At 52.8% G+C, this 13,939-nt stretch carries 11 protein-coding genes and 2 pseudogenes; all 13 read right to left on the bottom strand.

The window, feature by feature from the left end; all coding sequences use genetic code 11:
- Nucleotides 1-13: 13 nt before the first annotated feature.
- On the bottom strand, nt 14-1,477 hold the full coding sequence (glcD, locus tag DO97_RS07660) for a glycolate oxidase subunit GlcD (RefSeq protein WP_156120487.1): 1,464 nt from the start codon (nt 1,475-1,477) through the stop codon (nt 14-16).
- 101 nt (nt 1,478-1,578) lie between these two features.
- Nucleotides 1,579-1,998, bottom strand: coding sequence for a hypothetical protein (locus DO97_RS07655; protein ID WP_036532222.1), 420 nt, complete (start codon nt 1,996-1,998; stop codon nt 1,579-1,581).
- 18 nt (nt 1,999-2,016) lie between these two features.
- A pseudogene (gene secF / locus DO97_RS07650) lies at nt 2,017-3,001 on the bottom strand (protein translocase subunit SecF).
- Nucleotides 3,001-4,410, bottom strand: coding sequence for a protein translocase subunit SecD (secD, locus tag DO97_RS07645; RefSeq protein ID WP_036532221.1), 1,410 nt, complete (start codon nt 4,408-4,410; stop codon nt 3,001-3,003). The pseudogene secF and the gene secD overlap by 1 nt, the downstream one beginning before the upstream one ends.
- A 23-nt stretch (nt 4,411-4,433) precedes the next feature.
- The gene (locus DO97_RS07640) at nt 4,434-5,417 is read right to left on the bottom strand and encodes an alpha-ketoacid dehydrogenase subunit beta (protein WP_036532219.1); all 984 of its coding nucleotides are present in this window, start codon (nt 5,415-5,417) and stop codon (nt 4,434-4,436) included.
- A 122-nt stretch (nt 5,418-5,539) separates the two neighbouring features.
- A pseudogene (hisS, locus tag DO97_RS07635) lies at nt 5,540-6,951 on the bottom strand (histidine--tRNA ligase).
- A 300-nt stretch (nt 6,952-7,251) separates the two neighbouring features.
- Complete coding sequence (hisG, locus tag DO97_RS07630; protein WP_052128508.1) at nt 7,252-8,319, bottom strand: ATP phosphoribosyltransferase; 1,068 nt, start codon at nt 8,317-8,319, stop codon at nt 7,252-7,254.
- Nucleotides 8,312-8,509 carry a His/Gly/Thr/Pro-type tRNA ligase C-terminal domain-containing protein gene (locus DO97_RS24350; RefSeq protein ID WP_052128507.1) on the bottom strand — a complete coding sequence of 66 codons (198 nt, stop codon included), beginning with the start codon at nt 8,507-8,509 and terminating at the stop codon, nt 8,312-8,314. Before DO97_RS24350 ends, hisG begins: the two co-directional genes overlap by 8 nt.
- Complete coding sequence (locus tag DO97_RS30165; protein WP_420805863.1) at nt 8,463-8,594, bottom strand: His/Gly/Thr/Pro-type tRNA ligase C-terminal domain-containing protein; 132 nt, start codon at nt 8,592-8,594, stop codon at nt 8,463-8,465. Before DO97_RS30165 ends, DO97_RS24350 begins: the two co-directional genes overlap by 47 nt.
- Complete coding sequence (locus tag DO97_RS26185; RefSeq protein WP_052128506.1) at nt 8,554-8,751, bottom strand: hypothetical protein; 198 nt, start codon at nt 8,749-8,751, stop codon at nt 8,554-8,556. The genes DO97_RS30165 and DO97_RS26185 overlap by 41 nt, the downstream gene beginning before the upstream one ends.
- On the bottom strand, nt 8,732-9,580 hold the full coding sequence (locus tag DO97_RS27530) for an ATP phosphoribosyltransferase regulatory subunit (RefSeq protein WP_052128505.1): 849 nt from the start codon (nt 9,578-9,580) through the stop codon (nt 8,732-8,734). Before DO97_RS27530 ends, DO97_RS26185 begins: the two co-directional genes overlap by 20 nt.
- Nucleotides 9,528-9,914 (bottom strand): ATP phosphoribosyltransferase regulatory subunit, encoded by a 387-nt coding sequence (locus tag DO97_RS20815; protein ID WP_162182963.1) that lies wholly within the window; start codon nt 9,912-9,914, stop codon nt 9,528-9,530. Before DO97_RS20815 ends, DO97_RS27530 begins: the two co-directional genes overlap by 53 nt.
- 241 nt (nt 9,915-10,155) lie before the next feature.
- Nucleotides 10,156-13,494: a phycobilisome rod-core linker polypeptide gene (locus tag DO97_RS07615; RefSeq protein WP_036532370.1), complete on the bottom strand. Its 3,339-nt coding sequence runs from the start codon at nt 13,492-13,494 to the stop codon at nt 10,156-10,158.
- Nucleotides 13,495-13,939: the final 445 nt, after the last annotated feature.

The following is a 13,939-nucleotide window of genomic DNA, read 5'->3' as shown; positions in this document are numbered from 1 at the left end:
AACAACTTCCTCCCTAAAACCGCTCAACGGCAGCAAACGGATGGGTCTTGGCCTGGGCCGCCTCGCCACAGGTACGGGGGGTGGGAAAGATTTTTCCTGGATTCGCTAGTCCCTGAGGGTTAAACACCTGACGCACCCACTGCATGGTTTCTAAATCCGCAGGGGTAAACATCTCCGGCATATAACAACGTTTATCGGCACCAATGCCATGTTCCCCTGAGATACTGCCCCCCACCTGCACACACAGTTTCAAAATTTCCCCCCCTAAGGCTTCCACCTGCTCAAGGGCACCGGGAACTTTGTGGTCGTAAAGAATTAAGGGATGGAGATTCCCGTCCCCCGCATGAAAGACATTGGCAATCTGATAGCCATACTCCTGCCCCAGTCGCTGCATTTCCTGGAGCACAAAAGGCAGCTTGGTACGGGGAATCACACCGTCTTGGACATAGTAATCGGGGCTGAGATGACCCGCGGCGGCAAAGGCAGCCTTCCGCCCCTTCCACAGCTTTAATCGCTGTTCGGCATCCGTGGCACTCACAATGCTTCGAGCCCCATTTTGCTGACAAATTGCCCCTACCCGTTCACAGAGGGCAGCCACTTCCACCGCCAGACCATCCAGTTCCACCAACAAGATGGCCGCCGCATCCCTGGGGTAGCATCCCGTGGCCACCACATCCTCCACGGCATTAATGCTGAGGTTATCCATAATTTCCATGCCCCCCGGCACCACCCCTGCGCCAATAATGTCGGAAACCGCTGCCCCCGCTGCCTCCACACTGGTGAAGTCTGCCAGCAAGACCTGGATGGCCTCAGGAACTTTTAAGATCCGCAGGGTAATTTCCGTGGCAATTCCCAGGGTGCCCTCTGAACCGACAAAGACCCCGGTCAAGTCGTAACCGGGCATTTCTGGCACCGCTCCCCCAACCTCAACCATTGAAGCATCGGGCAACACCAGCTTCAACCCTAAAACATGGTTGGTGGTCACCCCATATTTCAGGCAGTGAACTCCCCCGGAGTTTTCCGCCACATTGCCCCCCACCGAACAGACAATTTGACTAGAGGGGTCGGGTGCATAGTAGAAACCAGCCCCACTCACAGCTTGGGTCACCCAGTTATTAATCACACCGGGCTGGACCACGACACGCTGATTGTCCAGATCCACACTTAGGATCTGCCGCATCAGTGAGGTGACGATCAGTACACAGTTCTCAACGGGTAAGGCTCCCCCCGACAGCCCCGTGCCCGATCCCCTGGCCACAAACGGGATTTGATGTTTCACACAAATTCTCACAGCAGCGGCGACTTCCTCAGTGGTTCGGGGCAGCACCACCACCGCCGGACGCTGGCGATAGCTGGTGAGTCCATCACACTCATAGACCAGGAGTTCTTCCTTGCGACCTACCACCCCATTTTTCCCCAACACAACCTCAAAGGCTCGAAGGATGGGCTGCCAATCTCGCTGCAAATCGTGAGCCATGATGGATCGGTTCCTGAATCGTTTGTATCCAGTCTAGATGGGAAGCTTGCGCACCGCTTTGCCGCTGCGGGTCAAGAACCGTCCTAGTTCCGGAGGAGCAGCTACAATCGACAAACCCAGCGCCAGAGAGGATGGCTCTGGCCTTGCCGTCGAATCTGCAGCACTTGGTTCTCCAAGCATCGGCGATCTCGCTTGGGTAACCCCCAGATAATGTTGCGACTTTGCCAAATCAAGGTCGCAACTGTCATTCCGACACAAAAGGCCAGACCCAGGGTGGCCCCATAGTGATCGGCCAGACCATAACGCACCGCCACCCAGGTAAATGACTCGTGCCAGAGACCCATTTCATGGCGCAATGCCCAGAGAGAAAATGGCCCTAGGGTCAGCCACAACAGCAGTACGATCGCCCAGCGACCATAGACCGTCAATTCATGGAGTCGCTGCACTTGTTGCCGAAAAGTAGGGTCGGCAAGTACCTCTAACTCGCGAGTCGTTGAGAAGTCATCGGGAGACTGATGCATAACAAGGGGGGAACTGGCTCAGGTGTCTTCCAGAGAGGGAGCAGTCTCCCCAAGGTCAAGAACCGACTCAGGAACTGGGATGGCATGGCCACTTCGGACTCGCCACCAAGCCAAGAGGGTACTGGCAATAAAAATACTGGAGTATGCCCCCATGGTAAACCCGATGATCAAGGCGAGGGCAAAGTTTTTCAGGGTTTACCCCCCCGAAGAGGAAAATGGCTATAAGGGTGAGTAAGACGGTCAAGGTGGTGTTAATCGACCGGGTCAGGGTTTGATTCACCGCATCTTCCACAATGTCATTAATGTGGCGGTGGGGATGGAGTTGAATTGTCTCACGAATGCGGTCATAGATCACCACCGTATCGTTTACCGAGAAGCCGACAATGGTGAGCAGGGCGACGATGAATAAACTGTCAGCTTCTGTCCCCAGGGTCAACCCCAGGATCGAGAAAATCCCAGTGGTAATCAGGACATCATGGAACAGGGCGACGATCGCTAGGAGGGCGAAGTCCAACTGAAAGCGGAGGCTGAGATAGAGGGTGATGCCAGCAAAGGAAACTACTAACGCTAGCATTCCAGAGGCAAACAACTGCCGACCGATGGTGGGGCCAACGGTATCAATCTGGATGGTTTTCGGATCAAAGGCACCAATTTTTTTCGTCAGGGCACTCAAGAGTTGGGTGCGCTGGTTCACATCTAAGGTTTTGGTTCGCAGGGATAAGGCCTGTTGATCTTGCCCAATAATCTGAATGCTACTGCCCTCCAGACCCTGGGTATCTAAAATCTGACGAACCACCGCCACATCAATCGGCTGGCTACAGGTCTGGGGTTGGGTGCAGTCTAGCTCGAACTGGAGGCGAGTGCCACCGACAAAATCCAGGCTCGGGCGCAAAGGCGCCCCTAGCTGCTGCCAGGAGATCAGCATCGCCACCAGACCGCAGAGAATAATCACGGAAGAAATTGTCCACCACCAGGAACGCTGTTGGATAACTTGCAGTTTCATCAGGCGATCCTCGCGGTTGGATTGCCAGTTGGCAAATTGGGACAAAACAGACGGGGTTTGCGAAACACTGGAATCGAAAGTGCCACCAGCAGCAAGGTACGGCTACAGGTGATGGCGGTAAACATACTGACGACAACCCCGAGGGCCAGGGTGAGGGCAAACCCCCGCACCAGACCAGCACCCAACCAGAACAGCGCTGCACAGGCAATCAGCGTTGTGACATTACTGTCGAGGATGCTGGAGAAGGCTCGATAAAAGCCAGATTCTACAGCCCGATAGAGGCTCTTCCCAGCGCGGAGTTCCTCACGGGTGCGCTCAAAGATCAATACGTTCGCATCTACCGCCATGCCAATACTGAGGATAAAGCCAGCAATCCCTGGGAGGGTGAGGGTAACTCCCAACAGATCAAAGCAGGCAAAGGTCAGCAGGGAATAGATCAACAGGGACAAATCCGCGATCGCCCCTGGTAAGCGATAATAGGCCACCATAAAGATCAGCACCAGCAGCAGTCCGCCGATCCCGGCATAAATACTGCTCTGAATACTGTCTCGCCCCAGGGTGGCTCCCACGGTGCGGTTCTCAACCACCGCTACCGGGAAGGGTAAGGCTCCCCCTCGCAGTTGCACCGCCAGATCCAAGGAGGTTTGGGCATCAAAGTTGCCTTCGATAATCGCCGATCCCCCCGTAATTCCTGTTTCGGCAAAGGTCACCGGCACCACTGGAGCACTAATCAGATCTTGATCTAAGAAAATGCCGATGGCACGCCCGGTACCTGCGAGTTTCTTGGTGAGGGCAGCAAATAACTCCCCACCCTTGGTGTCAAAGCGAATGCCCACATTCCAGGTGTTGGAACTCGACTTGGGTTCCGGGAAGGCATCGGCAAGGTTTTTCCCCGTCAGTCCTTGATCTTCAAACAAGTTCAGTATTTCCTGGCGTGTCACCTTCAGTTCTTGTTGCACCTTGGTGATAGCACTGCGATCGCCCGTCTGATTCAGAACCGCTAGCTGGGTGAGTTTTTCTTGTTTTTGTTGACTCTCAATCCGGAGCTGGGCTTCGGTACCCGGTTTCTGGGCACGAAACTCTAACTGAGCCGTGCCTCCCAGCACCCGTTCAGCCTGTTCTGGATCACTGACCCCCGGCAACTGTACCAAAATCTGATCCTGGCCGGCAGTTTGCACCAGCGCCTCGGAAACTCCCAAGCCATTGACCCGGTTCTCGAGGACACTCCGCACTGCTTCTAGATCCTCAGGGGACGGTGGCTTACTTCCCTGGGGTACCTGCACCTGAATCGTCAGTTGGGAACCCCCTTGCAGATCCAGTCCTAAGTGCACGGGTAACTGCACAATGACGGTAATAGCAGCCATCACCAGCAGCAGGATCAGAATTAAAATCGAACGTTGTTTACCCATGGGTTGCAGACAGGGGAAAGAAATTAGACGTGTAAAGCCATCATTTTCTGAACCGCCTCGACAATTTGAGTCGGTTGCACAATGGTGAGATTTTCCAGATTGCCATTGTAGGGGGTCGGAATATCTTGGGAGGAGAGGCGCACCACTGGGGCGTCCAGTTCATCAAACAGGCGATCGTTAATCGAGGCAATTAATTCCGCCGCAATGCCCCCGGTTCTCATGCATTCTTCAACAATGATCACTCGATGGGTTTTGCGAACCGACTCGCCAATTGTCTCAAAATCTAAGGGCTTGAGGGAAATTAGGTCAATCACCTCTGGATCAAATCCTTGGGCTTCCAGGGTTTTGACGGCCTGTACCACGTGGTGACGCATCCGAGAGTAGGTCAGGAGGGTCACATCCCGACCTCGCCGTACCACTTCCGCCTGATCCAAGGGCAGTACATACTCGGTCTCTGGTAAATTTTCCTTGAGGTTATAGAGCAGGACGTGCTCAAAGAACAACACTGGATTATCATCCCGAATGGCGGATTTGAGCAACCCCTTGGCATTGTAGGGAGTGGAGCAAGCCACAATCTTCAAGCCCGGAACCGCTTGGAAATAGGCTTCTAAACGTTGGGAGTGCTCAGCACCCAGTTGTCGCCCCACCCCACCGGGCCCCCGAATCACCAAGGGAATCTTAAAATTGCCCCCAGAAGTATAGCGAAGCATCCCGGCATTATTAGAAATTTGGTTAAATGCCAGCAGCAGAAAGCCCATGTTCATGCCTTCAATGATCGGCCTCAGTCCGGTCATCGCGGCGCCGACAGCCATCCCCGTGAAGCTATTTTCGGCGATGGGGGTATCGAGCAGTCGCAGTTCACCGTACTTGTCATAGAGATCTTTGGTGACCTTGTAGGAACCGCCGTAATGGCCCACATCCTCACCAAGAACGAAAACGGTCTGATCACGGGCCATCTCTTCGTCAATGGCCTCTCGCAGGGCGTTGAATAGAAAGGTTTCTGCCATCGAAATCGATCGGGTTTAGGGGGTCAAACCCATATATTAGCCTGTCGGGGGACGGAGCGGGGAGGGAAGCAGCCACGTCATCGCCCGTCGTCCTAATGGCAACGATGCGGAGCTTGCCGCCCTCAGTCTCCCAGTCTTGACTGCTGCACCACAGCCACCAGTTGGGCTAAAGCCGCCTGGTGCTGCTCCCCGGTTTTTAAGTTTTGAGGGTAAACGTCCCCGTGGCTAGTTCGTCCGGCCCCATAATCACGCATAGGGGAATCCCCAATCGATCCGCTTGCTGGAATTGTTTACCTAGGGAACGCTCCTCAAAGACTGTCAAGACATTGATTCCAGCCTGCCGCAGTTGCTGGGAGATATGCAGATAGGTACCCATCAAGTCTTGACGGAAGTTGACAACCATTACCTGGGCAGGACTGCTGGAGAGCGGCTTCAGCAGTTGGGCATCTAGCAATTTGCGTAGCAGGCGGGTGAGACCAATGGAAATCCCCACCCCTGGCATTGTCTCACCCACAAACGTCCCCACCAGATCTTCATAGCGTCCGCCAGAACAAATACTCCCCAGGGATTCATAGCCAATTAAGTTGGTTTCATAGACGGTGCCGGTGTAATAGTCCAACCCCCGGGCGATCGCCAGATCAATGCAGAATTGATCCTCTGGAACCTTGAGATCCCGCACCCCCTGAATCACGGTTTGCAACTCTTGAACCCCCGATAGTAATTGCTCAGAATCTCTCAGTTGTTGAGCTGTGTCTGCCAATTGGGTGAGCATTTCATCCGCTGAACCCTGCAACTGGATAAAATTCAAAATCGCTGTTGCCTGCTCCTCCGTTAGGGCTTCAGCCGCTAACGCTGCTTTTACCCTGGTAGCCCCCACTTTCTCTAAGGTATCCATGATGCGAATACAGGGCTTGATTTTAGCCTCCGGCACGGCGATCGCGGCAAAGAACCCCGTGAGGATCTTGCGATTATTCATCCGAATCAAAAAGGGGCCAATGTTAATCCGGCTAAAGATTTCCGCAATGATGGCGGGCACCTGGGCATCGTAAAACAGACTCAATTGACCCCGACCCACCACATCGATATCACATTGGCGAAACTGGCGATAACGCCCTTTTTTAGCTCGCTCCCCCCGAAACACCATATCCATCTGATAACGGGCAAAGGGAAAGCTGAGTTGATTAAAGTGACGGGCAATATAAGCCGCCAAGGGAACGGTTTGGTCAAACTTTAATGCTCTGGTTTCACCCTCCCCTGCCGCCACCTCCGTTGCTGCTCCGGAGTCGTTACGAGCCAAAAGACTCGGGGGGAGAACGGGTTGAATACTGTAGAGAATGTTATCCCCTTGATTGCCCTTCGCCTGCAATACTTCTAAACGCTCAACGGCTGGGGTCTCAATAGGTGTAAACCCATAGCGCTCAAACACTTGGCGAATGGTATCCAGTAACGCCTGCTCCAGACGTTTTTCACCGGGAAGGAACTCAATATCAAAGCCACTGGGGGGCTTATAGTTAATCGCTTCTGCTTTTGCCATATTATAAGGATGCCCAAGGAATCTGTGTCAGAGCTGATTTCTAAACTGGGTGCAGAGCTGGGAGGCAGACAATTCCAGTATGAATAAAAAGACAGGACTTGAGTCCGCAGGCATTAGAATCACCAGCCAGAACTCTAACCATGGAGCTACAGCCCCTCCTCCAGACAGGGTAACTTAGTACTCTGGCAACTTTGAGTTGATGGCTCAAGGGTTTTAATTGGGGATACTTTGAGCGTTTTCAACCCATGAAAAAATTCTTGACGGCCCCCTGATCAATCGAGAACAGGTGGGCATTGTGATTTATCTTGGCAACGACAGCAGACTGCGAGACGCTGGATGAGAGCTATCACTGTTCAATGTGGTCAACAGTTGCTGGAAGGTATCGGACTGGGCACCAAAAATATAGTCCGGTGAAAACACAGCAATATCTGTCCCTCCGGCTTGTCGCAAATGATCCACAGCACGCAACAGGTCGTGTTGTTTGACAATAATCGTGACCGCGTACCACTGGGCATCATCTCTGGCATACACCTTGGCAACGGTGGGTCCGCGCAATCCTGCCAGTTGAAGCAGTTCAGGTTGATTCACCAAGCAGTGGGTGACATCTTCCGCCGATTGGCCACGAATATTGGCGGTAATCGATGCATATTTTTTGGCTTCTAGATGAGCCTCAATGGATTCCAGAATCAAGCGGGTGAGATGGAGTTTGCCTGGGTCTTGCAAGAGGCGCTTATTGCCAATGAGACAGGCCTGGGAACTGAGAATGGTGCCGCCACTGATTTGCTTCAGACGGTTTTCCCGGAGGGTGGTACCGGTGCTAGTGACATCGGCAATCATATCAGCATAACCCATGCTGGGAGCCGCTTCCAGTGCCCCTTTTGCCTCCACCAAGGAGAAGTGAATGACTCGTCGGTTATAGAGAAAATTACGGGTGAGATTGGAATACTTGGTGACAATCCGCAAATCCCGGCCTTTTTCCTTGAAATAGAGGGTGAGATCCGCCAGATCCTCCATAGAGGAGATATCGACCCAACTATCGGGAACTGCTAAGACTAACTCACATTTGCCAAACCCGAGTTTCCCGTAAACCACCAAAACATCCGCATGACCCTCGCCGTCTTCCCGCACCACATCGTAGCCCGTAATTCCCAGATCGACGCTTCCTTCTTGGACTTTCGTGAAGATATCCGCCGCCCGCTGAAACAGAACTGTGACATGGGGAAGTGCCGGAATTGAGCCTACATATTGTCGTTCGTTGGGTCGGGAAACCCGTAGTCCAGAAGCGGCCAACAGATCCAGGGTAGGTTTCTCTAAGGCTCCTTTACTGGGAACGGCCAGTCTCAGGGTAGACGGTGTTCCATTATTCATGGTTGCTCCTGTAAGCATGAATGTGTTGGGCGGCGGCATCCACAGCTAAGGGGTGTTGTTCGCGATTGTGCATCTGCTTTAACACCACAGTTGCCGACTCCCGTTCGATGGAACCCACCACGACGCAGAAGGGAATTTTCTGCTTATCGGCATAGAAAAAACTTGTTGGAGACGCTGCGATCCCGAACATCAAGTTCGACCCGTACCCCCGCGTAGCGAAGTTTCTCAGCCACCTCAATGGCATAGCCGTGTTCTGCCGGACTGACCGGAATCACTAGGGCATCGACGCTGCTCTGGTGTTTGACCCAGGGGGTTTTCTTCCTGCTCCAGCGCCAAGCGCAGTCGCTCAAGACCATAGGCAAAGCCCGTGGCAGGGGTATCTTTACGGCCCCCCAGAGTGGCGACGAGATCGTCATAGCGAACCCCCCCCACAGAGCTGTCGATCTTCCCCCACTCCCCTATGGTGAATCTCAAAAATCATCCCGGTATAGTATTGAATCCCTCGACTTAAGCCTAGATCTAGGCAGACCTGGCTGCCATCCAGGTTGTAAAAGGCCAATAGATCGGCGATCGCCCGCAGATCTTGCAGCGGTGCGCAATCAATCCCATAGGTCGCCAGCACCTGAGTTCCCTGACGGAGAATGGTCTCCGGGTCACCCTTCAGTTGAGCCAATTCACTTAAAAAGTCTAGCGCTAGACTGATGCGAGGGGTTTGATCCTGACGTTTTAGCTTCGTTAGCAGGCGATCGGCAATTTCCTCAGGCTCCCGGTTCCCCCCAAGATCAATGTTGAGGCTTTCCAACAAATCGAGGATCGCCTGCCGGGCAGACTCGTTATCCATGCCCCGAAACAGGTGTACCAGCCGTTGAGTATTGAGGGGATTGTCCTCATCGGTCTCTGGTGCGAGTTCCTCTGGGAGGAGTTGGCGGTCAGTTCCCGGAGCCTCGATTCCAGGCTGAAAGTCTGGATACAGTTCCGCCAAGCGCTGAGCCACCTGCTGCTTACCCTGGGGTTGCTTGAGCACGGACATCTGACCTAATAAAAAACTCCGCAGGCGGCTGTCTAGATCCAGATTATCCAGAAAGCGATTCAAGACTCCGATATTACCAATCACCACCTGATAGTTCCGGAGACCCAGGGACTCCAATCCTCGACAGGCGACTCGGATAATCTCGGCATCGGCCAAAGCCCCCGTAGCTCCAATTAATTCAATCCCGATCTGGGTAAACTGGCGGTAGCGAGCACGCTGGGGTTTTTTCATAGCGAAACACTGGCCCCGCATAGTGTAACCGCACTGGGAGCGAGTCTGCCTGAAAGTTATCGATATAAGCTCTCATCACCGAGGCCGTCATTTCCGGTCGTAAACAGAGACGACGATTCCGATAGACAAAGTCATAAAGACGGTCAATGATCTCCTCACCGGACTTGCGAAGGTACAAGTCTGTGTGTTCAATGATGGGAACATCCAAAGGACGGTAGCCAAAGGACTCAAAACAGCTCTTCAGCCGTTCTGTAATTTGCCGATTCAGTTCGCAGTCATCTGGCAAGGCATCAACAACGCCTCGCACCCGCTCGATCTTGGTCGTTTGCATCATCTCATTTCCAGGTGCCATCCCTACTTTACTGCCTTGCGGGACTGGGTTGGAGGCACAGCAATGGTCTCTTTGAGGAAACAGGTGGCAGCGATGGTGTCCAACTATCCCCCTTTCCCCAAGCAGCAGAAAGCCCCTCTGTTTTTTGATCAGAGGGGCCATCCTTCAAAGCCATAGGTCATCCAGGGCTGATGCCGAGGTGCTAAGGTAACAGCTCAGTCAAAGCAGCAGGGGAAAGCTCAGATTATGAGACCGGCACCAAGTCCGTATCTGCTTTTACAGTGCCCAGGGTGGTACCCGCGAGGAGAGTCGGAAAGCGCTTGTAAGGCACTACATCTTCTCCAAAATAACGGGCATATTCAGGGCTATCGATCATTGCATCCACCGCAGATCGCAGTCCGCCATCCGTTAACAGTTGATGGTACTGACGCATCTCTGTTGAGGTGGCCGGTGACCGACCCAGGAGATGACGGCAGAGGAATTCCACCACCTTGTTACTGGGATACGGGGTATAGAAGCGCTGGCAGTAGATTTCAGAACTAGCCAGTGTGCGGACAAACTCACGTACCGAGATTTCCCCGCTACGGAGCTTGGCTTCTAGATCACGATTCCGGAACTGTTCTGGAACCTGATCACTAAACAGATCCATCACCTGGGAGTAGAGGGCGATTAACAGTAACTCGGTTTCGGCTGCCGCCATGCCCGAATTCATCCGGAAGATGCGCACCGGACGGGTACGAGGAGTACCCAGTTCCCCAGACAGATCATTCTGATTGTGGCTGGAACGACCCAATTCAACCAACTGGGGTTGAGAGTTGGCAGCCTGATCCGCGATCGCCATCCCCATCAGCGGTAGCATGGCACCTTCTAAACGAGGCTTCACCGTGGCAAAACTGGGAACCACTAATTCCTTGTCCTGCCGCTTGAGCTTGTTGTAGAGCCGCTGGGTATTGGGGAAGTTGGCGGCTGGCAAGGTGGGGAATCGGTTGTAAGGAACCGTGTCTTCTCCAAAGGTCTGGGCATACTCAGCGCTGTTGACCATGGCACTGACAAAGCCCCGAATTCCTTGGGAGGCTAGGATTTGGTTATACTTGCGAATCTCTGCTTGATCCAAGGGAGCCCGTCCCAAGAAGTGCTTAGTCCCTAACTCAATCACCTTGGTATTGGGATAGGGGGCGTAGAACTGATTAATGTAGAGACTGGAACAACCTAGGGCTTCAATAAACTCCTTGAGGTTAATCTCGTTATTTCCTAATTTGCTCTCCAGGGCACTAAATTCGTTCAGGATCACATAGGGAGCCATTTCTCGCTCAAAGATTTGACGATAGGCGGCTCCGATCACTAGCTTCAGGTTAGGCTTATCCACCAGACCTGTCAGCTTGAAGACCTTAGACTGAACTCGCTGCTTGGGAACACCCTGGTTCATCCGGAAGTGGACATCGGGTTCTGTCCTCTCTTCCTTCACCGCACCTAATTCCACGTAACGAGGAGATTCTTCCTTGTCAATACGTGCCCCTGTTTCACCAATGCTGCCCAACCGCAGCGATCGCAGCGCCAAACCTGCGGGGGTTAAATACCGCTCGTAGGGAACCGTGTCTTCGCCAAAGCTTTCGCTGTACTCCACCGTATCCAGAATGGCATCGATCAGGGCATAGAAGCCTTTCTTGGCACAGATATCAAAGTAGGCATTGTTTTCTTGACGCCCGTAGGTAGGGCGACCCAATAAGCGGCGATGGATATACTCGACAGCCTTACAGACATACAGCGGCGTCCAATAGAGGGAACGGAAAAGATTGGACTTCGCCAATCGGCGGATAAATTCCCGTACCGTAATCTCACCATTCTCCAACTTAATTTCGTCCACCTTCAGGCGTTGGCCGTCGTAGACATCCCGCCCGAAGACCTGGAGATAGGCAGCCTTGATCACCGCCTGGGTAGAACTCTCCGAGAACTTAACGCTGATGCCCTGAGTTGGGTTACCGCGTTTTCCGCCCAAACCTGTAAAACTAGGCAATTGATCTAATTTGAACACCTTAGGTCCCAGAGAACCTGGTGCTACCCCACGAGCGGCAGGGTTACTCAACTGGTTATTAATTCCAGGCCCCCGGTTGATCAGAACTCGACGGGTATCTTTGCCAAAAGGAGCCGGACTGGCACTGGGATTTCGGGTTTCTTTGGGGAAGATAGCTCCAAACTGGATTTCCAGTGGGTCATTTCCAGATCCGTAGGGATGCTGATCGGGCAAGGCTTGCTCATAGGCCGCAAACAGGGTGATGAACTGCGGTACCTTCCGAAAGGGGGCACTGTAGTTAAACAAATCAAATTGAGGACCCCAATTACGGCATTCCTGAGCTTCCTGCCCTAAGCCCCGCAGGTAGGGAACCGTTTCCTCTCCAAAGTAATCACTGTATTCCACTGAGTCCACTAGGGCATCCACAAGGGCTGCCAGCCCTCCCTGGGAGATCAGGGAAAAGTACTTCTGAACTTCTTCTCGAGAACTGGGAGCGCGCCCCAGAAAGTGACGGAAAGCCAGTTCTAGTGCCCGACTATTGATATAGGGCTCATAGAAATTTTTGCGATAGAGGGGAGACTTACCCAACCGACGGACAAATTCCTTTACGGAAATTTCGCCCCCCTTCACCTTAGATTCCAGATCCGAAATCCGCAAACTATAGGCACGGGTAATATCTCGCTCAAATACCTGGCGGTAGGCAGCCTTAACCACATCATTCTTCTCTGTCGAAGAAAGACCTGGTTTCATCACAAACTTCGGTCGACGCTCAGCCGAGCTGAAGTAAATTTGGGGCAGTTGCAGACCTTGCTGATCCCCGGAAGGACGCTGACGCACTTTACTGGAGGGCGTGGGAGCCTTAAATTCAGTTAGCAGGACATCAAAATATTGAGCAACGATCGCCGCGGCTTCCCCATCTTGACGGAAGTAACCCAGAGCCGCAGCCCGCATCTCTTGCAGAGCAACAATGGTCGCGACACCAGAACAGGCTTGTTCAATAATTTCCCGCAACCCCCGGACATTCACCGTGATAATGTTTGGGTCGCCAGCAACAATCGCATAGGTGATGTAGCGTAAAAACCAGCTCAAGTCCCGTAGGGACTTCTGCATATTGCTGGGACCATAGCGAGCGACGTTGATCGGACGAAATCCTGGGGGAATGGGGCCGCCGCCTGTAGCACTGAACAGCGATCGGATCCCTTCCAGGATACCGCCACTGGTCTCAATATAGCTGGTAGTTCCTAACTTCATGGATTCCTTGGTATCCATAGGCGGAACACCTGCCATCGTCATCACAGGTGCCTCTTTGGGCTTCTCCAGGAAAGCCATGGGCGAACCACCCACAAAGATCCGATTCGCAGCTCGGGACACAATGATCTCAGAGCTTTGGGTCAGAATTTGGGCAATCTCCAGCCGCTTCGCACCCGAATTAAAATAGACTGTTAACTCACTTAGCTCTCCTCGCTCAAGGAAACGGTCTTGTTGTTCCGCTTGAGAGATCGTAGCCACTGGCACCGTTTGATAAAGTTGCGGACGCGCAACTGAGCTTCCACCACTTGCCTTAACACTCATTGGATTTCAAAGGCTCCCTTTTAGACGATCACTGTGTTAAACCTGGAGTGCGACCCAGTTATCCCCTCCAGTCCCGCTTCCCTCTGCGCTGAGTAGGAAGACACCCGGAAAGAATTCATCAAAATTGCTTAAGGTTAATCAACTCAGTTTTTAGATTAAAACGTTTTGGTCAACTCAGGTTTATTTATTAAGAATTGTATATTTTTTCCGGGACTTTGAGGGTGGTTTCGGTACTCTGTGGGAAATTCACCCTGAGAATATTATTAACTCTTGTAAAAAAACAAGGGCGTTATCGTTTATATCTCGGGACTAAGGGTTAGCCTGTCCCTGAAATCTTACAAGATGACGGGAAATAGAGAAATCTTGTACCCACGTCTCGGATGTTGACATGGGTAAGCAGAGTATCCTCTTTGAAGTCAGGGCTGGACATTCGCGCCTGCTACAG

The organism is Neosynechococcus sphagnicola sy1, assembly GCF_000775285.1.
In the GTDB taxonomy this organism is placed as follows: domain Bacteria; phylum Cyanobacteriota; class Cyanobacteriia; order Neosynechococcales; family Neosynechococcaceae; genus Neosynechococcus; species Neosynechococcus sphagnicola.
The sequence above is the reverse complement of the archived record's forward strand: the minus strand, read 5'-3'. Positions and strand labels throughout refer to the sequence as shown.